The organism is Cupriavidus sp. FW306-1B-F12B, assembly GCF_058781795.1.
Window position 1 is genome coordinate 133,446 of the sequence record NZ_JBYSXC010000016.1, and the last position, 20,814, is coordinate 154,259.

The 20,814-nt window shown below is 67.1% G+C and carries 19 protein-coding genes; 5 read left to right on the forward strand and 14 right to left on the reverse strand.

What is annotated here, in order from left to right:
• Positions 1–286 precede the first annotated feature (286 nt).
• Genes AC3WLE_RS24450 through pilM form a run of 5 tightly spaced genes read right to left on the reverse strand, consistent with a single transcriptional unit; the run spans position 287 to position 5,379 of the window.
• The gene (locus AC3WLE_RS24450; RefSeq protein ID WP_492357214.1) at positions 287–2,413 is read right to left on the reverse strand and encodes a type IV pilus secretin PilQ; all 2,127 of its coding nucleotides are present in this window, start codon (positions 2,411–2,413) and stop codon (positions 287–289) included.
• Complete coding sequence (locus AC3WLE_RS24455; protein WP_492320423.1) at positions 2,410–2,961, reverse strand: pilus assembly protein PilP; 552 nt, start codon at positions 2,959–2,961, stop codon at positions 2,410–2,412. The genes AC3WLE_RS24450 and AC3WLE_RS24455 overlap by 4 nt, the downstream gene beginning before the upstream one ends.
• The gene (locus AC3WLE_RS24460; protein ID WP_456806731.1) at positions 2,958–3,629 is read right to left on the reverse strand and encodes a type IV pilus inner membrane component PilO; all 672 of its coding nucleotides are present in this window, start codon (positions 3,627–3,629) and stop codon (positions 2,958–2,960) included. The genes AC3WLE_RS24455 and AC3WLE_RS24460 overlap by 4 nt, the downstream gene beginning before the upstream one ends.
• Positions 3,630–3,631: 2 nt before the next feature.
• Positions 3,632–4,291, reverse strand: a complete 660-nt coding sequence (locus tag AC3WLE_RS24465; RefSeq protein WP_492357215.1) for a PilN domain-containing protein — start codon at positions 4,289–4,291, stop codon at positions 3,632–3,634.
• A 17-nt stretch (positions 4,292–4,308) separates the two neighbouring features.
• Complete coding sequence (gene pilM / locus AC3WLE_RS24470; RefSeq protein WP_035820419.1) at positions 4,309–5,379, reverse strand: type IV pilus assembly protein PilM; 1,071 nt, start codon at positions 5,377–5,379, stop codon at positions 4,309–4,311.
• Positions 5,380–5,781: 402 nt separating this feature from the next.
• Here pilM and AC3WLE_RS24475 point away from each other — a divergent pair, with 402 nt between their 5' ends.
• Complete coding sequence (locus AC3WLE_RS24475) at positions 5,782–8,157, forward strand: penicillin-binding protein 1A (protein ID WP_492352804.1); 2,376 nt, start codon at positions 5,782–5,784, stop codon at positions 8,155–8,157.
• Between the two features lie 71 nt (positions 8,158–8,228).
• Here AC3WLE_RS24475 and cyaY read toward each other — a convergent pair whose 3' ends face one another.
• A complete protein-coding gene (gene cyaY, locus AC3WLE_RS24480; protein WP_010812358.1) occupies positions 8,229–8,564 on the reverse strand; it encodes an iron donor protein CyaY in 336 nt (111 codons plus the stop codon).
• Positions 8,565–8,708: 144 nt separating this feature from the next.
• On the opposite strand from cyaY, the gene AC3WLE_RS24485 reads away from it, so the two are divergent.
• Together AC3WLE_RS24485 and lysA are read left to right on the forward strand one after the other, a co-directional pair.
• On the forward strand, positions 8,709–8,942 hold the full coding sequence (locus AC3WLE_RS24485; RefSeq protein WP_492320426.1) for a hypothetical protein: 234 nt from the start codon (positions 8,709–8,711) through the stop codon (positions 8,940–8,942).
• 2 nt (positions 8,943–8,944) lie between these two features.
• Positions 8,945–10,204, forward strand: a complete 1,260-nt coding sequence (gene lysA, locus AC3WLE_RS24490) for a diaminopimelate decarboxylase (RefSeq protein ID WP_492320427.1) — start codon at positions 8,945–8,947, stop codon at positions 10,202–10,204.
• A 19-nt stretch (positions 10,205–10,223) separates the two neighbouring features.
• Here lysA and msrQ read toward each other — a convergent pair whose 3' ends face one another.
• From msrQ to AC3WLE_RS24530, 8 genes are all read right to left on the reverse strand, one after another.
• Entirely contained in the window at positions 10,224–10,925 is a 702-nt protein-coding gene (msrQ, locus tag AC3WLE_RS24495; RefSeq protein ID WP_492320428.1) for a protein-methionine-sulfoxide reductase heme-binding subunit MsrQ, read from the reverse strand.
• On the reverse strand, positions 10,925–11,926 hold the full coding sequence (gene msrP / locus AC3WLE_RS24500) for a protein-methionine-sulfoxide reductase catalytic subunit MsrP (protein ID WP_492353422.1): 1,002 nt from the start codon (positions 11,924–11,926) through the stop codon (positions 10,925–10,927). Before msrP ends, msrQ begins: the two co-directional genes overlap by 1 nt.
• A gap of 179 nt (positions 11,927–12,105) precedes the next feature.
• Positions 12,106–12,945 (reverse strand): anti-sigma factor family protein, encoded by an 840-nt coding sequence (locus tag AC3WLE_RS24505; RefSeq protein ID WP_492357590.1) that lies wholly within the window; start codon positions 12,943–12,945, stop codon positions 12,106–12,108.
• The gene (locus AC3WLE_RS24510) at positions 12,942–13,478 is read right to left on the reverse strand and encodes an RNA polymerase sigma factor (protein WP_492320431.1); all 537 of its coding nucleotides are present in this window, start codon (positions 13,476–13,478) and stop codon (positions 12,942–12,944) included. The genes AC3WLE_RS24505 and AC3WLE_RS24510 overlap by 4 nt, the downstream gene beginning before the upstream one ends.
• Positions 13,479–13,505: 27 nt before the next feature.
• Positions 13,506–13,946 (reverse strand): COG4315 family predicted lipoprotein, encoded by a 441-nt coding sequence (locus AC3WLE_RS24515; RefSeq protein WP_011616154.1) that lies wholly within the window; start codon positions 13,944–13,946, stop codon positions 13,506–13,508.
• Between the two features lie 158 nt (positions 13,947–14,104).
• Positions 14,105–15,271 (reverse strand): c-type cytochrome biogenesis protein CcsB, encoded by a 1,167-nt coding sequence (gene ccsB, locus AC3WLE_RS24520; RefSeq protein WP_492320449.1) that lies wholly within the window; start codon positions 15,269–15,271, stop codon positions 14,105–14,107.
• A 49-nt stretch (positions 15,272–15,320) separates the two neighbouring features.
• Positions 15,321–17,507 carry a cytochrome c biogenesis protein ResB gene (locus AC3WLE_RS24525; protein WP_492320432.1) on the reverse strand — a complete coding sequence of 729 codons (2,187 nt, stop codon included), beginning with the start codon at positions 17,505–17,507 and terminating at the stop codon, positions 15,321–15,323.
• 186 nt (positions 17,508–17,693) lie between these two features.
• Entirely contained in the window at positions 17,694–18,353 is a 660-nt protein-coding gene (locus AC3WLE_RS24530) for a c-type cytochrome (protein WP_010812367.1), read from the reverse strand.
• Positions 18,354–18,850: 497 nt separating this feature from the next.
• Here AC3WLE_RS24530 and yihA point away from each other — a divergent pair, with 497 nt between their 5' ends.
• Together yihA and hemB are read left to right on the forward strand one after the other, a co-directional pair.
• Positions 18,851–19,552: a ribosome biogenesis GTP-binding protein YihA/YsxC gene (gene yihA / locus AC3WLE_RS24535; RefSeq protein WP_492294440.1), complete on the forward strand. Its 702-nt coding sequence runs from the start codon at positions 18,851–18,853 to the stop codon at positions 19,550–19,552.
• Positions 19,553–19,816: 264 nt separating this feature from the next.
• The gene (hemB, locus tag AC3WLE_RS24540; RefSeq protein WP_010812369.1) at positions 19,817–20,809 is read left to right on the forward strand and encodes a porphobilinogen synthase; all 993 of its coding nucleotides are present in this window, start codon (positions 19,817–19,819) and stop codon (positions 20,807–20,809) included.
• Positions 20,810–20,814: the final 5 nt, after the last annotated feature.

Sequence of the window (20,814 nt, forward strand, 5' to 3'; positions counted from 1 at the left end):
CGGCATCGCGCCGATCCTGGGCCTGGCGCTGTGCCGCCGGGCCTGTCGCTGAGGCTGTCACTGGACTGTCGTTCGGGAGCGCGGCATGCGGGCCGTCCTCCCCGGTTGGGAACTGCATCATCTTCTTATGTTGTGGCGCGGCCGGCAAGTGGCGAATGCGGCATGGCCCACATGGCTGGCCCGTCCCGGGGCCGTCTCCGCCCCCCGCGGCGCGCAAAAAAAAGGCCGCATCCCTCGATGCGGCCTGCCAGTCTACTGTATCCGGCGTCCTCCGGACGCCATGTCCCTACCGGAGCGACACGCTCTCGTTCAGTATGCGCGGGGTCAGGAACACCAGCAGCTCGGTGCGGTTGCGCACCTTGGCGTTGTTCTTGAACAGGTAGCCCAGCACCGGGATATCACCCAGCAGCGGCACCTTGTCGGTTTCGTTGGACTCGGTCTGGGTGTAGATGCCGCCGATCACCACCGTGCCGCCGTTCTCCACCAGCACCTGGGTCTGCACGTGCTTGGTGTCGATGGCAAAGCCGGAAGTGGTCTGGATGCCGACGCTGTCCTTGTTCACATCCACATCGAGCAGCACATTGCCTTCGGGCGTGATCTGGGGCGTCACTTCCAGCTTCAGGTTGGCCTTGCGGAACTGCACCGAGGTCGCACCGCTGGAGGTCGCCGCCTGGTACGGCAGCTCGGTACCCTGCTCGATCAGCGCCTTGATGTTGTTGGCCGTGACCACGCGCGGGCTGGAGATGATCTTGCCCTTGCCATCCGCTTCCAGCGCCGACAACTCCAGTGCCAGGAATTTGGTGGCGGCGCTGTTGAACAGGCTGACCGCGACATTGGCCGGGTTGGTGCCGTTGATGGCACCGGCGGGTAGGCTCAGGAACGGGCCGTTGTCGGAGGTGGCCCCGGGCAGCACGTTGTTGTACGTGTTGCCGACGCGGGCATTGTTGTACTGCCCGGCAAAGCCCAGCTTCACACCCAGGTTGCGGCTGAAGGAGTCGGTGGCCTCGACGATGCGCGCCTCGATGATCACCTGGCGCACCGGGATGTCGATCTTGCCGATGAAGTTCTGCACCTCTTCCAGCTTGCTGGCGATATCCGAGACGAAGAGCTGGTTGGTGCGCGCATCGGCCGTCAACGAACCGCGCCTGGACAGCATGCGCGTGCTGGCGCCCGCCGCCCCGGCGGTACTGACGGCGGCCACGGCACCGCCGCCCGCCCCCATGCCCAGCAGCATCTTGCGCACGTCTTCGGCACGCTGGTAATTGAGCTGGAACACCTGGCTGCGGATCGGCTCCAGGTCATTGATCTGCTGCTGCGACTCCAGTTCCAGCTTCTCCTTGGTCTGCAGCTCCGCCTTGGGCGCCACCCACAGCACATTGCCGTTGCGGCGCGAGGCCAGGCCCTTGGCATCCATCACGATCTGCAGCGCCTGGTCCCACGGCACATCCTTCAGGCGCAGGGTCAGGTTGCCCTGCACGCTTTCGCTGGTGATGATGTTCAGGTTGGTGAAATCGGCAAACACCTGCAGCAGCGAGCGGATGTCGATGTTCTGGAAGTTCAGCGACAGGCGCTCGCCGCGGTAGCCTGGGCCACTGATCAGCTTGGTCGGGTCTTCCTTGACCGGGCGCACCTCGACCACGAACTGGGTATCGGTCTGGTACGAGCTGTATTCCCAGTTGCCGCGCGGCTCGATCGTCAGGCGCGCGTTGCCGTTGGTGTCCGAGGCCTGCATGCCCTGCACCGGCGTGCCGAAGTCGCTGACGTCGAAACGCCGCCGCAGGTTGTCAGGCAGCGTGGTGCCGAGGAAATCGACCACGATATTCTTGCCCTGCTGCGCGATGTTGATGCCCGAATCGCGCGAGGACAGGTCCACCACCACGCGCCCGGCGCCATCGGCACCGCGGCGGAAGTCGACATTGCGCACCGACGGCCGCGCCGCCGCGGCTGTGGACGTCGCCGTCGCAGCCGGCGCAAACGTGGGCGCAGCGTTCTTGACCGCCGGCGCCACATTATCCAGCGCCACCACGAAATAGTTGCCGCGCTGGTCGGTGCGATAGGTGGCGTTGCGCGTGAGGTCGAGGATCACGCGGGTACGGTCGCCGATCTGCACCACGTTGGCTGACTTGACCAGCTTGCCGCCGTAGTCGTACTGCGCGCGCCGGTTGGCAAAGCCGGTATCGAAGAAATCGATCGCGAGCCGTGCCGGGTTCTGCGTGGTGAAGTCCGCCGGCTTCTGCGCCAGCGGCCGTTCGAGCTCGATCGTGAACACGGTCTGCTCCCCGACCATGCTGACGTCAACCGACTTGATGCGGTTGCTTTGTGCCAGCGCGGCCGGCGCGGCAATCACCAGCAACAGCGCCATTGCCATTCTTGCGGCGCCCGCGAGCGCACGGTACCAGCGCGCGAGGGTCATGCCGCCACCTCCAGCTTCAGGCTGGTCATTTTCTCTTTCCACTCTGATACCCCCTCCCGGACCAATTCGCGCAGCACGATCTCCTGATCGGTGATGCGGACCACCCGGCCATAGCTCTGGCCGAGATACTGACCCACCTTGATATGGTGGATCTTGTTATCAACCCGCACGATGCCGAAAGTCTCCCCGTGCTTCTTCATCATCCCGAGCATCTTGAAGTTCTCGAGCGGGTAGTCCTCCAGCGGCTCGCGGCGCCGCCCGGCTTCGGGCGAATCCGCCAGCGTCTTGTTCAGCTCGCCGATCTTGGCCTGCGCGAAGGGCTCGGGCGCCTTGGCTGCGGCGTACTCGCGCGGCACATAGGGCCGGGCGTCGGGCAGCGGCTCGGGCGGCTTGGCGCGCGCGCTGCGTGTGGCATCCATCCACTGGCGCAAGGCGTCTTCATCGCTGGCGCCGCAGGCGCCGAGCAGGCCGACGGCCAGCGCCGCCGCCGCGAACGTGCGTGGCGCCGTGATCCACGCGAGGCTGCGGGTACGGGCGGTGCGCCTCATTTGGCACCTCCTGCCTTGGCTGCCGCAGCGGCTGCCGCGGCCTTGCGCTGCGCGGCCTGCTCGTCCGGGTCGAGCGCGCGGTAGGCCATCGCCACCGCCTCCATCGACATCCCGCCTTCCTTGGTATTGGCCAGCTGCAGGTTCTGCATCGACACGATCCGCGACAGGGCCGCAACGTCGGCATTGAACTGCGCCACCTCGTGGTAGCGCCCGGTCACGCGCAGGTTCACCGGGATCTCGGCGAAGTAGGGCTTGATCACCGCCCCCTGCGGCTTGAACAGCTCGAACTGCAGCCCGCGTGCGACACCGGCGTGGTTGACGTCGGCCAGCAGTGCATCCATCTCGGCCTTGTTGGGCAGCTGCCGCTCCAGCAGCGCCACGCGCTGCTCCACCTGCTTCTTCTGCTCGCGCAGTGCGTCCAGGTTGGCCACCTGCGCCACCTTGGACTGGTACGCCTGCTTCAGGCTTTCCTGCTCCTGGCGCTGGCGGTCGAGTTCGTCGAACTTGGCGCTCCAGTAGAACTGCCAGCCCAGCAGCAGCACCACGGCCGCGGCCAGCACCGCGAACAGCACGCGCGGCGCGGCCGGCCACGTCTCCGGTTCGTTCAGGTTGAGCCCGCGGAACTGGCCGGTCAGGTCGGCCAGGTTGATTTCAGTATTGAGCGCCATGGTCAGGCCTTTCCGGCTGCGGGTGCGGGAACTGGGGCGGCTGCGGGTGCGGACGCGCCCGGCACGGCCTTCTTGCCGTCGGCCGCCGCTTCCGGCGCGCGGTACGCGAAACGCATCGAGAAGTCGAACAACCGGCGCTGCTCGCGCAGGTTGTTGGTCATGGTGACAGCCTTGGATTCGACCAGCTCGGCCTTGTCCAGCCAGGCCACCCCGCTCAGGTTGCGCAGCAGCTCGGAAATGCGCTCGTTGGACTGCGCCACGCCCGCGATGGTGAAGGCCTCGCCGGTCTGCTTCAGACTGGTCAGGTAGACGCCCTCCGGCACCTGCCGCACCAGTTCCTCAAGCAGCTGCACCGGGCGGTTGCGCTCGGTCTGCAGGCTTTCAACCGCCTTCTGGCGCTGCAGCAGCGCGTCGATGTCCTTCTTCAGGCTGTTGACCTCGCGGATCTGCCCGTCCAGCCTGGCGTTCTCAGTGCTCAATACCTGGTTGAGCGCGACCACCGAAGCGATGCGCCCGTCGATATAGAAGCCGCCCAGCAGCACCACGGCAGCGCCAGCCACCGCGGCACCGGCCAGCATCGTATAGACCTTCTTGCGGCGTGCTGCCTTGCGGGCTTCGTGGTAAGGCAGCAGGTTGACCGAAGGCAGTGTGTTCGTAGACATCTGATGCCTCCGGTGCGTTATTGCAGGCCGCGCAGGGCCAGGCCGGCACTGACGATGTACGCCGGCAAGTCGCGCTGCAGGTAGCGCTCGTTGACCTTGGCGTTGGTCGCCATGTTGGCGAACGGGTTCGCCAGCGTGGTGGTGATCTTGGTCTGGTGCTGGATTGCCGATTGCACGCCGAGCAGCGACGCATGTCCGCCCGAGAGCAGGATCTCGTCGACCCGGCCCAGGCTGGAACTGGCGATGAAGTTGCCGACCGCGGACTGCACTTCCATCGCCAGTGCATCCAGCGACGGCTTGAGCAACTGCGCGCGCCAGGCTTCAGGCAGCGTGTTCTTGCGCTTCTTGATCTCGGCCTTGAGCGCGTCGAGGGTGAACATGCGCGCCGCACTCTGCGTGAGCTGGTCGCCGTAGCTGTTCAGCGGCTGCTCGTAGAGTTCCTTCCAGCCCTGGTAGAAGATCGCCTTGGAACGGCTGCCGCCCAGGTGGATCACCGCCACCACCGGCAGCGCGCGCGCATCGGCCTCGGGCATCTCGTGCGGCACGCCCAGCATCTGCACGATCGAGCGCTGCACCGCGTATTCCTCGACATCCATGACCTGGGGCTTGAGCCCGGCCATCTCGGCCGCGGTCACGCGCTCCTGCACGCGGTCGCTGTTGGCCGCCGTGACGCGCACGCCGATGCCGCCCTCGGTCTCGCTGGGGCCGATCACGGCGAAGTCGAAGTTGACCGCCTGCGACGGCGGATAAAGCCGGTGCGCCTCGGACTCGACCTGGGAATACAGCTCGTCTTCGGACAGGTTGTCCGGCAGGCTGACCGTCTGTGACTCCGTCAGCATGGACGGCACGCCCAGCACCACGTCCTTCGAACGGATGCCGGCCTTGCCCAGCGCGCGTTTGAGCGCGATCCCGACGGCCTCGATATTGATGACGTTGCCATCGGCAACGGCGTTGCGGTCCAGCAGTTCGCTGGCGCATTTTTCCAGCCGATAGTCTTGCCTGCTGCCCCCTACGGACAGCTCGACTACCTTGACACTGGACGACCCGATATCCACGCCGACCGTAGTCCGGCGTAGAAGCCCCGACAAAATGCCCCGACGCAAGGTGACCCCCTGACTTTTGAACTCGCCCCTGGCTTGAACGCTCTAATCGGGCGAGCCTTGTTTCTTGAATGAAACCTTTGCTCTTTTATGTTGGTCGATTCTCACAAAATCCAGCATCGGTGGCAATGTGCCGAACTGGCGCCGAGTTCTTTTTGAGAAGCCCCTCACCAATCCGTTGCCAAAACCCCACGGTCGTCGGGTTCCCTTCCGTGCCCGCTTGTGCGCCTGCCCGTACCCCTCTAGCTGCACACAACATCGCCGTGCGTGCACGCATTCGCCACATTACATCTTGTAACAGCGCGATAGCGGCGCCCGCACCACTGTACGCCCGGGCGGGCCGATGCCGGAAGATATAATCCCGGGCACCCCTGACTAGGTATTTCCCTTATGGCCACCGCACAACACAAGCCGTCCCACCCTGCCCGCCGTCCGATCTGGACGCGGCTCATGTTCTGGGCGGTCGGACTGGTTGTCGCCGGTGCCGTCGTGATTGCGCTGCTGCTCGGCTACGCGCTGCTGGTGGCCGCGCCCAACCTGCCTTCGCTGGACACCATCACCGACTACCGGCCCAAGATCCCGCTTCGCATCTACACCGCGGACAATGTGCTGATCGGCGAATTCGGCGAAGAGCGGCGCAACTTCGTGCCCATCGCCGAGATTCCGGACGTGATGAAAAAAGCGGTCCTGGCGATCGAGGACGACCGCTTCTACGAGCACGGCGGCGTCGACTTTGTCGGCGTGCTGCGCGCCGGGCTGGCCAACCTGCGCGGCGGGCTGTCGCAGGGCGCCTCCACCATCACCATGCAGGTGGCGCGCAACTTCTTCCTGTCCAGCGAGAAGACCTACACGCGCAAGATCTACGAGATGCTGCTGGCGTACAAGATCGAGGCCAACCTGAACAAGGACCAGATCCTCGAGCTGTACATGAACCAGATCTACCTGGGGCAGCGCGCCTACGGCTTCGACAGCGCCGCGCGCGTGTACTTCGGCAAGTCGGTGCGCGAAGTGACGCCGGCCGAGGCCGCCATGCTGGCCGGCCTGCCCAAGGCGCCGTCGGCGTACAACCCGGTGGTCAACCCGCGCCGCGCCAAGGTGCGCCAGGAGTACATCCTGCAGCGCATGCGCGACCTGGGCTATATCACGCCCGACCAGTACGAGCAGGCCGTGCATGCCGAGCTTAAGGTGCGCACCGAGGGCAACGAGTTCTCGACCCACGCCGAATACGTCGCCGAGATCGTGCGCCAGCTGATGTACGCGCAGTACCGCGAAGAAACCTACACGCGCGGCCTGACGGTCTACACCACGCTGACCAAGCCGGACCAGGACGCCGCCTATGAGTCGGTGCGCACCGGCATCATGAACTACGAGCGCAAGCACGGCTACCGCGGCCCCGAGGCCTTTATCGACCTGCCTTCCGACCCGGCCGAGCGCGAGCAGGCCATCGACGATGCGCTGGTCGAGCACCCCGGCAGCGGCGACCTGCGCTCGGCCGTGGTCACCAGCGTGTCGGCCAAGCAGGTGAAGGCGACGCTGCTGTCCGGCGAAGTGGCAACCATCGAGGGCTCGGCGCTGCGCTTTATCGCGCCGTCGCTGTCGTCCAACGCGCAACCCAAGATGAAGATGCGCCCCGGCGCGGTCATCCGCGTGACCCAGGACGAGAAAGGCAACTGGTCGGTGACCCAGCTGCCGGAAGTGGCCGCGGCGTTCGTGTCGATCAACCCGCAGGACGGAGAGATCCGTTCGATGGTGGGCGGCTTCGACTTCAACCGCAACAAGTTCAACCACGTGACCCAGGCCTGGCGCCAGCCGGGTTCCAGCTTCAAGCCGTTCATCTACTCGGCCGCGCTGGAAAAGGGCTTCTCGCCGGCCACGGTGATCAACGACGCACCGCTGACGATCGGCCCCGATACCGGCGGCCAGGTGTGGGAACCGAAGAACTATGACGGCCGCTTCGAGGGCCCGATGACCATGCGCCGCGCGCTGGCCAAGTCCAAGAACCTGGTCTCGGTGCGGATCCTGCGCGCGATCGGCACGCAGTACGCGCAGGACTACATCACGCGCTTCGGCTTCGAGGCCGACAAGCACCCGGCCTACCTGCCGATGGCGCTGGGCTCGGGCGCCGTGACGCCGCTGCAGATGGCGGGCGCGTACTCGGTGTTCGCCAACGGCGGCTACCGCATCAACCCGTACCTGATCCAGAAGGTGGTGGACGCGCGCGGCAACGTGATCTCCGAAACCCAGCCGCAGCGCGCCGGCACCGACGCCGTGCGCGTGCTTGACGCACGCACCGCCTTTCTCGCCGACACCATGCTGCGCGACGTGGTGCGCATAGGCACCGCCAACAGCGCCAAGCAGCGCCTGGGCCGCAACGACCTGGCGGGCAAGACCGGCACCACCAACGACGCGGTCGATGCCTGGTTTGCCGGCTACACGCCCAACCTGGTGGCAATCGCCTGGATGGGATACGACCAGCCCAAGAGCCTGGGCGTGCGCGAAACCGGTGGCGGCCTGGCGCTGCCGATCTGGGTGGGCTACATGAGCAAGGCGCTCAAGGGCGTGCCGGAGTCGCCGGAGCGCCCTGCGCCGGAAGGCGTGCTGATGGTGGGCGGCGACTGGACCTTCGAAGAGAATGCCGGCGGCGCCGGGGTGGCTTCGGTGGGCCTGGGCGATCCGTGGCCGGGCAAGCCGGAGGAGTCGACCAACGCGCCGGCCGACACCGAGACCGAGAAGAAGAAGATCCTGGAGATGTTCGGCGGCGCCTGATCACGGCCGCCAGACAGCGGAAAGCCGGCCCACGAGGCCGGCTTTTCTTTTGCCGCGAGGCAGGCTTTGCGTCAGCCCAGCGTGAGGGCCGCGCCGGCCTGCTCGCTGACGTAGCCCGACAGCGCCGCGTACAGCTCGCCGCCGTTGCGGGTGTCGATCCAGCGCTCGCCGTCGCGGCGGAAGTGGAAGCCGCCGGCGCGCGCGGCCACCCACAGTTCCTGCATCGGCGCCTGGCTGTTGATGATGATCTTGGTGCCGTTCTCGAACTCCAGCTCCATCACGTTGCCGGTGCGGCTGATCTCAATATCGGCGTCGGCCGCGTCGGCGGCCGCCTCGACCGTGGCTTCGATGCGGTCCAGCTCCTGCGTGGCCAGGGCCAGGAACTCGCTTTCGCTCAAGGGGGGCATGCTAAACTCCGAGACCGCCGTTGCCGCCGCTGCCCGGACCGGGCGTACGTGGCGCGAACGGCTTTTTTGTTAAGAATCCTTCGGATGCCCGGCCGTTGCGCGCGGGCCATCCAACGCCTTGCCAACAGCCTAAAGGACGACCCGATGCTGCGTCGTGTTGCGATTGTATCGGCGTTTGCCGCCGCCCTTGCGATGCCCCTACTGGGCGGATGCGGCATCCGCGGGCCGCTGACCATGCCCAAAGTGCCGCCCGAGCCGACCCCGCCGACCGTGACGGATCCGGGCCTGGGCCGCGCCGATGCCATGCCGGCCCCGCCCGCCACCCCTGCCCCCGCCGCGCAGCCGGCCTCGTCCCCTGCCGCCTCCACCACCCGATAACCATGACCGCATTTTTCCATCGCCAGGACGGCGCGCTTGCCGTCGAGCAGGTGCCGCTGGCGCGCATCGCTGCTGAATTCGGCACGCCGACCTATGTGTACTCGCGCGCGGCGCTGACCGCTGCCTACCAGGCCTACGCCGCCGCCTGCCAGGGCCGCAAGGCGCAGGTCCAGTACGCCATGAAGGCAAACTCCAACCTGGCGGTGCTGCAGGTGCTTGCCAAGCTCGGTGCCGGCTTCGACATCGTCTCGGGCGGCGAACTCAAGCGCGTGCTGGCCGCCGGCGGCGACCCGCGCAAGGTGGTGTTCTCGGGCGTGGGCAAGAGCGCGGCGGAAATGGAACTGGCGCTGGCACATGACGTGCGTTGCTTCAATGTCGAGTCGATCCCCGAGCTGGACCGCCTCAACGAAGTGGCCGGCCGCGTGGGCAAGCGTGCGCGCGTGTCGCTGCGCATCAACCCGGACGTCGACGCCAAGACGCACCCGTATATCTCCACCGGCCTGAAGGGCAACAAGTTCGGCATCGCCTTCGAGGACGTGCTGCCGACCTACCGCGCCGCGGCCGCGCTGCCGCACCTGGAAGTGACCGGCATCGACTGCCATATCGGATCGCAGATCACCGAGGTCGAGCCCTATCTGGAAGCGCTGGACAAGGTGCTGGACGTGGTCGAGGCGCTCGAGCGCGACGGCATCCGCCTGGAGCATATCGACGTGGGCGGCGGCCTGGGCATCACCTACACCGACGAAACCCCGCCGGACATCACCGGCTTTGCCACCACGCTGCTGGAACGCGTGGCCGCGCGCGGCCACGGCCACCGCGAGGTGCTGTTCGAGCCGGGCCGCTCGCTGGTGGGCAACGCCGGCGTGCTGCTGACGCAGGTGGAGTTCCTCAAGCCCGGCGCGGCCAAGAACTTCTGCATCGTCGATGCCGCCATGAACGACCTGGCTCGCCCGGCCATGTACGAGGCCTACCACCGCATCGAGCCGGTGGTGCTGCGCGACGCGCAAGCGGTGACCTACGACATCGTCGGCCCGGTGTGCGAATCCGGTGACTGGCTCGGCCGCGACCGCGCGCTGGCAGTGCAGCCGGGCGACCTGCTGGCAGTGATGTCGGCCGGCGCCTACGGCTTCACCATGAGCTCCAACTACAACACCCGCCCGCGCGCCGCCGAAGTGATGGTCGATGGCGCCAGGGTGCACCTGGTGCGCGAGCGCGAACTGGTCGAGGACTTGTTCCGCGACGAACGCCTGCTGCAGGATTAAATCCCAAAGCCCGGCCCGCCTACGTGGCGGGCTGGCGCACCCCCTCGGCGGGCTTGCGCAGCCGCCACCACAGCCGCATCCCCAGCAGCATGAACACCACCGCCGCGTAGATCGACACTTCGCCAAAGTCGTTCTTGCCCGCCTTGTGCCACCAGTAGTGCAGGATGGCCAGCACCGCGATCGCATAGACCAGCTTGTGCAGCGCCTGCCAGCGCTTGCCGCCCAGCCAGCGCACCATACCGTTGGTCGAGGTCAGCGCCAGCGGGACCATCAGCATGAAGGCGGTGAACCCGACCGTGATGAAGGGCCGCTTGTACACGTCCTTGATCATGTAGGCGAGGTCAAATCCGCGGTCCACGCCGATCCACAGCAGGAAGTGCTGCAGGCCGTAGAAGAACGCGAACAGGCCCAGCATGCGCCGCAGCTTGATCAGCCAGTTCCAGCCGGTGAGGCGGCGTAGCGGGGTGATGGTCAGCGTCAGGCACAGCATCACCAGCGTCCAGGTGCCGGTGGAGCGCGTCACGAATTCAAGCGGATTGGCGCCGAACTGCTCCGTGGCCCCCAGGTACAGCAGCCGTACGAACGGCAGCAGCGCCAGCAGCCAGACCGCAAGCTTGAGCGCGCGCACGCGCTGCGGCGACAGCGTGGCCAGGCCGGCCGGCTTGCGCGCCGCCACGGCGGCGGCGCTGGTGGAAGAGGTAGCCATGCGCTCGCCTTGCATCAGAAAAACTTCTTCAGGTCCATGCCCTGGTACAGCGACGCCACCTGCTGGCCGTAGCCATTGAACGGCAGGGTCTTGCGCTTGGGTGCGAACAACGCGCCAAAGCCGCTGCCGCGCTCCTCGCCGATGCGGCGCTCGGTAGCCTGGCTCCAGCGCGGATGGTCCACGTCCGGGTTCACGTTCGAATAGAAGCCGTATTCCTGCGGCGCGGCCAGGTTCCAGCTGGTGGGCGGCTGCTTGTCGACAAAGCGGATCTTCACGATCGACTTGGCGCTCTTGAAGCCGTACTTCCACGGCACCACCATGCGCACCGGCGCGCCGTTCTGGTTGGGCAGGACCTCGCCGTACAGGCCGAAAGTCAGCAGCGCGAGCGGGTGCATGGCCTCGTCCATGCGCAGGCCCTCGCTGTACGGCCAGTCGAGCACGCCGCTGCTGACGCCGGGCATCTGCTTCTTGTCGGCCAGCGTGATGAACTGGATGTACCTGGCACCAGGCTGCGGCTCGACGCGCCGGATCAGCTCGGCCAGCGGGTAGCCGATCCACGGGATCACCATCGACCAACCCTCCACGCAGCGCAGGCGGTAGACGCGCTCTTCCATTGCCGCCAGCTTCATCAGCTCGTCCAGGTCATAGACCTTGGGCTTCTTCACCAGCCCCTCCACCGACACCTGCCATGGGCGCGGGCGCAGCGTGCCGGCGTTGCGCGCCGGGTCGGACTTGTCGGTGCCGAATTCGTAGAAGTTGTTGTAGGTGGTGACGTCCTCGAAGGGCGTGCGCTTGTCGGTGATGACATAGGCGTTGTTGGGCGTGGCGGCCAGCTTCTGGCCGTGCTGCCCCTGCGCCAGGGCCTGGCGCGCGAACCACGGCGCCAGCGTGCTGCCGGCGGCGCCGGCCGCGGCCAGCGCCAGCACGCGGCGGCGCGCTTCGAAGACGTGACGGGGCGTGATCTCGCCGGCGGCGATATCGCCGCCGCGCAACCATTTGGGGGTAGGGATCAGCATGGTTTTCCTCGTTGCCTGGCCGTGCCGGCGCCGGTCGCGCCCACACGCTTGCAGGATTGGACTCTGGCCTTGGTCGGAGAGTGCGGGCCAGTCCTGACAGTTTTTTGTGCCTGCGTCGGAATGCCGCGGATCATGAGGTGCCAGGCACACGCAATGTGCCGCCGGCACCTCGCGCGCGGCTATCCGCCCTGGTACTGCTGGTACACCACCTGCGCCACCGTGAGCAGCCGCGCCCGTTCCAGCGGGCCCGCCAGCGCAAAGCCCAGGTCGCGGTCGATCCAGTAGAAGGCCATCATCGGGTCGCGGCCGGCGGCTGGCCGCCTGGAGCCTGCGCCTGGCATGCGCTCGACGCGGAAGCCCGTATCGGGCGTGCCCTGTGCCATGCGCCGCAGCTGCAGCGACAGGCGCGTACCGTCGTCCGCTTCATACATCAGGATGGCCGACGGGCCGCCTTCGGCCACGCCCAGGCGGCCGCCGATCAAGTGGAAGCCCTGCGCGCGCAGGTCCGGCACCTGCAGCGCCGTGCCCAGGCGCTTGGACAGCCATGCGATCAGGTGGGCCTCTTCCGTCGCCGCGACTTCAACCGGGTGGCGCATTTCCGGAGCGTAGACCGCGTGCGTCGCCAGCGCCTCGCGCGCAAAGCGCTCACCGGGCGCCAGCACCAGCGTGCTGCTGCCAAGGCGGTCATGCGCCAGCCAGCCGAGAGCGCCGCCCACCGCCAGCAGCGCCACCGACGCGCAGGTGGCCGCCAGCGCCATGGCCCAGCGCGGCTTGGTTCGCGCGGCATTGCGCTTGCGATCTCCGTGCAGCCCCGGCGGCAAGGCCGCGAGCGGTACGGGTTCGTTCAGTACGGGATCCAGCGCCCCGTGCAGGGCATCGGCCTGCCGGCGCCAGACTGCGACCTGTGCCGCCGCCTCCGGGTGCTGCGCCAGGTACGCCTCCACGGCGGCGCGCCGCGCGCCGGAAAGCTGGCCATCGGCGTAGGCATGTAGATCGGCTTCGTGGATGGCGGACATCATTTCACCCGCTGCAGGGGGCTGGCGGCGGCAGGCCGGGCCGGGCCGGCGCCGTCGAGCAGCCGCCGCATCTGCTCGCGCGCCCGCGCCAGGCGCGACATCACCGTGCCCTGCGGAATATCGAGCACGCGCGCGGCCTCGGCGTACGTCAGTTGTTCCAGGCTGACCAGCAGCAGCACCGCGCGCTGCGCCTCCGGCAGTTGCGCCAGCGCCTGCACCAGGTCGCGGCGCAGGCCGGGGTCGTCAGCGGGGGCGCTGACCTCGGGCAGCGTCTCGGTGGTGACCACCAGTTCCTTCCTGCGCACGGTATTCAGGCGCAGGCGGTGCATCAGGGTCAGCAGCCACGGCAGCAGGCCATCGGCGCCGTCGCCCCACCAGGCGCCGGGGCGCAGGCGGAAGCGCCAGCGGTAGCGCAGCGCGCGCTCGAGCGTGTCCTGCACCAGGTCGTCGGCCAGCGCCGCGTCGCCGGTGAGGCCGCGCGCATGGCGCCGCAGCCGCGGCGCCAGCGCGACGAGCTGGCCGTCAAACCCTTCCATGCCGTGGCTGCGGTGGCTGCCGAAGCGTCAGGGCTTGGCCACGTGCCAGACGTTGTTGAGGTTGTCGCCGGTGCGGTCGCCCGGCTTGGCGTCCTTGGCAAAGCGGTACAGCGGCATGCCGCGGTACGCCCACTGCTTGCCGCCATCATCGCGCGTGATGATGGTGTACTGGCCCGACGCATTGCTGCCAGGCGCGGCCATCAGCGGCGGCCAGTTGGTGGCGCACGGGCCATTGCAGGCGCTCTTGCCGCTGCCGGCGGTGTCGCGGTCGAAGGTGTACAGCGTCAGGCCCTGCGGATCGGTCAGCACGCCACTGGTCACCTTCACCGTGGGCGGCAAGTTGCCGGCGCCGCCGCCACCGCCCAGGCCCATGCCGGAACAACCGGCGAGCAGGACAGCCGCACAGCCGAGCGCGAGCGCGGCGGGACGAACGAGGGATGCTGCAGTGGTAAGACGCACACGTGCCATGATCTTGTTCTCCATACAAACCGGTACCGCCAGCCGGCACCGCTCCTCAAGTAAACACCGGATGTGACGCCTTTATTCCATGGGCATCCAGAAAAATTGAAAAAAGACGAAAAAAAACCTGCCCGGAGGCAGGTTTTGCATTGCAGCATGGCGCCGCGTCACAGTTCGCCGTAGCTGTGGAGGCCCGACAGGAACATGTTGACGCCCAGGAACGCAAAGGTCGTCACCAGCAGGCCGACCAGCGCCCACCAGGCCGCCACCGTGCCGCGCAGGCCCTTCATCAGCCGCATGTGCAGCCACGCCGCGTAGTTCAGCCAGACGATCAGCGCCCAGGTTTCCTTCGGGTCCCAGCTCCAGTAGCCGCCCCAGGCCTCGGCCGCCCACAGCGCGCCCAGGATGGTGGCGATGGTGAAGAAGGCAAAGCCGACTGCGATGGCCTTGTACATCACATCATCGAGCAGCTCCAGCGATGGCAGGCGTTCAGCCAGGATGCCGCGCTGCTTGAGCAGGTAGGCCACCGAGACCATCGCCGCCAGCGCAAAGGTGCCGTAGCCGATAAAGTTGGCCGGCACGTGGATCTTCATCCACCAGCTTTGCAGCGCCGGCACCAGCGGCTGGATCTCCTGCGCATTGCGGCTGACCGTGTACCACAGCAGGAAGCCCACCGCGGCCGACACCACCAGCATCACGAACGGGCCCAGCGCGCGCGTGGCGTAGCGGCCTTCGTAGTAGAGGTAGAACAGCGAAGTGATCAGCGTGAACAGCACGAACACTTCATACAGGTTGGAAATGGGGATGTGGCCGATGTCCGTGCCGATCAGGTAGGACTCGTACCAGCGCACCAGCAGGCCGGTGAAGCCCAGCACCACCGCGCCCCAGCACAGCTTGCTGCCGATGCTGTAGCCCGTGTTCGAGCGCGCCGCCAGCCCGAGCCAGTAGAACAGCGTGGACAGGAACACCAGCGCGCTCATCCACAGGATGGCCGACTGGCTTGACAGGAAATACTTCAGGAAGAAGGCCTGGTCCGCGCGCGCCAGCTGCCCCTGGTAGAGCTGGATCGCGAACAGCGACAGCGCGGTGAGCGCCAGCATCAGCGGGCGCACCGCCTTCCAGTGCCAGCCGAGCAGTGCGAACGCAGGCACGGCGCCGATCAGCACGGCCTTGTCGTAGCCGTCCATCCACTGCCCGTATTGCGACAGCGCCACGCCGGCGCCAACTGCCAGCGCCAGCGCAAAGAGCCAGTCCACCCAGGTCAGGCGGCGCAGGAAGGAAGGTTCGAGATAGGCCTCGTCAGCGCCGGTGTCGGCGCGCGTGGTGCCGCGCATGGCGGGACCGGCCTGGTTCACATTTGAGGACATAGCGTACCTGCTCAATTCAGTGGGGGGTGCCGGCGGGCTCGGGCGCCTCGCTGCGGCCCCCTGCGGCGCGGCCGATATCGTCGCGCAGCGCCGTGAATTCCTTTTCGAAATCCATCGTGCGGCGCTGGGTCGACATCGCCATCAGCACATGGCTGCCAGGCTCGGTGTCGCCCTCGGCGGGCTTGTCTTTCACCCAGATCCAGACCCGGCGCTCACGGATATAGAACATCGCGAACACGCCCAGCACCAGCAGCAGACAGCCAAGATACACGATGTTCTTGCCCGGCGCACGGGTCAGCTGGAACACGCTGGCCTTGATCTCCTTGAAGTCGTCGAGCTGCAGGAACACCGGCGCGCCGTAGAAGAAACTGTCCGACAGCGCGTTGATGGCCTGCTGCAGGAAGGTGCCGCTCTGGGCGCTGTTGGCTACCACCGGCAGCTTGTCCTGGGCGCGCGCCAGCTGCCACAGCTCCCACATCGACCCGTTCAGGATCTTCAGGAGCACGTCGGCGGCCTTCTGCTGCTCGGCCGGGGGCACGGATTTCTCCAGGAACGCGGCGATCGCGGTGAAGCCGCCCGGGGGCGAATCCGGCGTAGGCCGCGTGGCGCCTGCGAACAGGTCGAGCGCACGCAGCGAGCTTTCGGCCAGCTGGCGGCGCAGGTCGGCCTTGTCATCGCCCGGCATCGAGGCCAGCGCAAAGCGGCGCGCGGCCTCGCCGCGCAGCGCGCGGTCCTGCAGCGCGGCGCGCAGGCGCATCCAGTCGGCCACGCTGCCCTGGTCGTCGGCGGGGATGCGCAGATAGCGGAATTGTTCGCTGGGCGATTCGCGCATGCCGGCCAGGAACACCGACTGGCCGTCCATCTGCACCGGCACCATGTAGTTGTTGAACTCGCGCGCCTGGCCGGTGCGGTCGCGCAGCTTGTATTGCACCGACGGGCCGACATTGCGCAGCGTCTTGGCGCGGTCGGTGCTGGCGGCGGCGCCCAGGTGCTTTTCCAGGGTCTCGTTGAACGATTTGCGCGCCACGCCACGCGCGTCGGGCTTGCCCGAGGCATCGGTGACGTTCTCGATGTTCATCAGCCGGAAGTCGCTGAACTCGACCGTCAGGCCATCGCTGTCGGCGCTGGTGCCGGTGCCCGCCAGCGGCTTGTTGCCGCCCACCGCGCCATCGATGGTGAAGGTGGCGTGGCCGCTGCCCTGCATCGGGTAGCCGACGAATTTCAGGCGCGAGCCGCCGTCCTCGAAGCTGGACTGGTAGATGGCGATGCCGTCGACGATCAGGGGCTCGTTCACCTTGATGGTGGCCTCGGTCTGCTTGCCGGTCGCGCGGTCGGTCACGATCACATCCGAGGCAAACAGCTTGGGCATGCCGGTCTCGTAGAAATCGACCTTGAACTTCTTGAGCGTGATCGCGAACGGCAGGTCCTGCACCAGCGCGCCGTCCGAAATGTTCAGGATAGCGGTGGAGACGGTCGAGCCCTCGGGCACGTAGGCGTTGCCGCGAAAGCCCGGGTTGCTCGCCGACAGCCGGTGCTGCGGCGGGATCTCGCTGATGACCGCGTTGCCGCTGATCGGGGTCTTGCCGCCCAGCCACATCTGCGCGCGGATCAGCAGGTCGCCGTCCAGCAGGCCGCCGATGCAGATCACCACGATGGCGGTGTGCGCCAGGATATAGCCGGCCTTGTTGGCCGCGCCGGCCTTGGCCGCCAGCAGCGTGGCGCCGTCATGCTCGACCGCCTTGAGGCGGTAGCCGCGGTTGCGCAGCAGCGCCGACAGGCGGCTCACCGCCTCGGTGCGCGGGCGCGCGCCGTCGAATTCGCCGCGGTGATGGAAGGCGCGCAGGCTGCGCTCGCGCACATGGTCCTTCCACGAGCGCATGTCCGCCACCATCCTGGGCGCATTGCGGATCAGGCAAAGGCTGGTCGACACCACCAGGAAGGCCAGGATCAGCAGGAACCACCAGGAACCGTAGACCTTCTGCAGCGACAGCGTGTGGAACACATCGGCCCAGAACGGCCCGAACTGGTTGACGTAGTTGGGATACGGCTCGTTCTGCTTGAGCACGGTGCCGATCACGCTGGCGATGGAGATCACCGTCAGCAGCGCGATCGCGAAGCGCATCGAGGACAACAATTCGACCGCGTCGCGCAGCACGCGGTGAGAGGTCTTCAGGTGCAGCCCTGAAGTGGAAGCGGTCGACATGTGCAGGGAAACCTAAAACAACGTGCGGCTGGAAATGAAAAAAGGGCGGACCTGCTTTGGCAAGCAGGCCACCCTTTTCGATTGTGACAGGCGCGTTCGGTTGCATGCCGCGGCCCCCCGCCGGAACGGGGGACCGCCAAACCAACGCGCCGGCGCCTGGCGGGCGCCAGCGGAGTCGCGGAATCGTTATCGAACGCCGGCGACGTAATCCGCCACCGCCTTGATCTCGGCATCCGACATCTTGGCGGCGATGGTTGTCATGACCGGGTTGTTCTTGCGGGTGCCCTGGCGGAATGCCACCAGTTGTGCCTCGGTATAGTCCGCCCACTGGCCGCCGATGCGCGGGTACTGGGCGGGGATGCCGGCGGCAGTAGGACCGTGGCAGGCGGCGCAGGCGGGCACGCCCTTGGCTGCGATGCCGCCGCGGTAGATCTTCTGGCCGGCTTCGATGGTGTCCTTGTTCTTGGCGGTGGCCGGCTTGAGCGACTGCTTGGCCAGGTAGGCGCCGACGTTGCGCATTTCCTCGTCGGTCAGTACCGATGCCATCGGCACCATGATCGCGTTGTTGCGTGCCTTGGACTTGAAGTCGGCCAGCTGCTTGTGGACGTACTCGGGATGCTGGGCGGCCAGCTTCGGGTTGGCGGCGGCAGCGCTGTTGCCGGCGGCGCCGTGGCAGCTCAGGCAGGCGGGCACATTGCGGTCGGGGGCACCTTGCGTGTACAGCGTTTCACCCTTGGCCGGGTCAGCCTTTGCGGCGGCCTGCTCTGCGGCAGATGCCATTCCGGAAAGGGCGGCGGCAGGAACGGCCAAAGCCAGGACACCCAGAATCTTCGCAATGCGGTTCATTCGCACACCTTCTCTGAATTGTTTTGGATACCGTGATGCGTGCCGCCCCGGCGCTTTGCCGGCGGTGAGGACGCACCGGTGCAAAGGCTGGTATCGTGGCCACCCGCGCGCGGCTGACCGATCCGCAAAGCGCTGGCCGTGGCGGCAGACCCCGCCAGCCCGCTCCCGCCGCCGCACCCTCCGGTGCAACGCGCAATGCGGGGCAAAGGCCCTGCCCACGATGGAACGACACACTAGGCTTCCCGCCCGGACGACGGCAGTCGAGGCACGCGGCCATGGATGCCACGCGTCACCCGTTCAGGAGACCGTAAACCGGCGTATTGTACAATAAGTTATGTGCCGGATTGATGCCTTGCGCCTTGTCATGCCCCTTTCGGGCTGCGCCAGATCAACCCCGGCGGGCGGCCCAGGCCGCCAGCCATCCCACCCTGGCGAGACCCCGGCCCCGGCATGCGCAATGCGCACAGCCTCCGCGGCCCGCCCCACCGCTCTAGCGCATGTCCCTTCTTCACCAGGCCCGCTTCTTCATCACCGTGAACCACCTGCGCGACCTGCCCGCCACGGCCGTGCCGGAGGTGGCGTTCGCCGGCCGCTCCAACGCCGGCAAGTCCACGGCCATCAACATCCTGTGCAACCAGAAGCGGCTGGCGTTCTCGTCGCGCACCCCCGGGCGCACGCAGCACATCAACTATTTCTCGGTGGCGCCGGTCAAGGCGCCCGACCCGCTCGCCTTCCTGGTCGACCTGCCCGGCTACGGCTATGCCGAGGTCTCGGGCTCGGCCAAGTACCACTGGCAGGGACTGCTGAGCGACTATGTGCAGACGCGCCAGCAACTGTCCGGCCTGATCCTGATGATGGACGCGCGCCGTCCGTTCACGGATCTCGATTGCCAGATGGTGGAGTGGTTCCTGCCGACGGGGCGCCCCATCCACGTGCTGCTGACCAAGGCCGACAAGCTGACCAACAGCGACAACGCCAAGGCGCTGCGCGAGACCCGCAAGATGCTGCAGGGCTACGCCGAGCAGATGGAAACACCGGTGCCGATGACGGCACAGCTCTTCTCCAGCCTGAAGCGCCGCGGCATCGAAGAGGCGCAGGGCGTGATCGCCGGCTGGCTCAACCTGCCGGAAGCGCAGAAGGCCGAAGCCCGGTCCGCAGCGGAGAAGAGCGAGCCGCCTGCTGCCGATCCCGCAGTGTAATCACCAGGTCAGCACGCAAAAAAAAGCCCCGCTGCAAGCAACGGGGACAAACTTTCCCGCCGCTGGGGCGGGTACCCGCTCAGGGAGGAGTAGCGGGAGACACCGCGCCACGCAGGGCGCAACGCAAAGTGTCCGCGAGTATGATAGCGGGCACGCTCAAAAGTTTAGTTTTTCTTCGGCCAGCGGCTTTGGACCGCGCTTTGCCGCGCGCGCCGTGCTTGCCGGCCCGCTTTCCTGTCCAGCCCTACAGTCAAGAAGCCCGCCATGTCCACCTTCCCCGAATACCGCCCGCGCCGCATGCGCCGCGATGATTTCTCCCGCCGCATGATGCGCGAGCATCGCCTGTCGCCGGACAACCTGATCTACCCCGTCTTCATCCTCGACGGCCAGAACCAGCGCCAGGCGGTGGCGTCGATGCCGGGCGTCGAGCGCGTGTCGGTCGACCTGCTGATGCCGGTGGCCGAAGACTGCGTCAAGCTGGGCATCCCGGTGATCGCGCTGTTCCCGGTGATCGACCCGTCGCTGAAGACGCCGGACGGCATCGAGGCCACCAACCCCGAGGGCCTGGTGCCGCGTGCCGTGCGCGCGCTCAAGGACCGCTTCCCCGAGCTCGGCGTGCTCTGCGACGTGGCGCTCGACCCGTACACCAGCCACGGCCAGGACGGCGTGCTGGACGACAACGGCTATGTCATCAACGATGTGACCGTCGAGATCCTGGTGCGCCAGGCACTGGCACAGGCCGAAGCCGGTGTCGACATCGTGGCCCCGTCCGACATGATGGATGGCCGCATCGGCGCGGTGCGCACCGCGCTGGAAGACAACGGCCATATCCATACGCGCATCATGGCGTACTCGGCCAAGTATGCGTCGGCGTTCTACGGCCCCTTCCGCGACGCGGTGGGCTCGGCCGCCAACCTGGGCAAGGGCAACAAGATGACCTACCAGATGGATCCGGCCAATACCGACGAAGCCCTGCGCGAAGTGGCACAGGACATCCTGGAAGGCGCCGACATGGTGATGGTCAAGCCCGGCATGCCGTACCTGGACATCGTGCGCCGCGTGAAGGACGAGTTCCGCTTCCCCACCTACGTCTACCAGGTCAGCGGCGAGTACGCGATGCTCAAGGCCGCCGCGCAGAACGGCTGGCTGGACCACGACAAGGTGATGATGGAATCGCTGCTGGCCTTCCGCCGCGCCGGCGCCGACGGCATCCTGACCTATTTCGCGCGCGACGCCGCGCGGCTGCTGACGGCCTGAGCGGC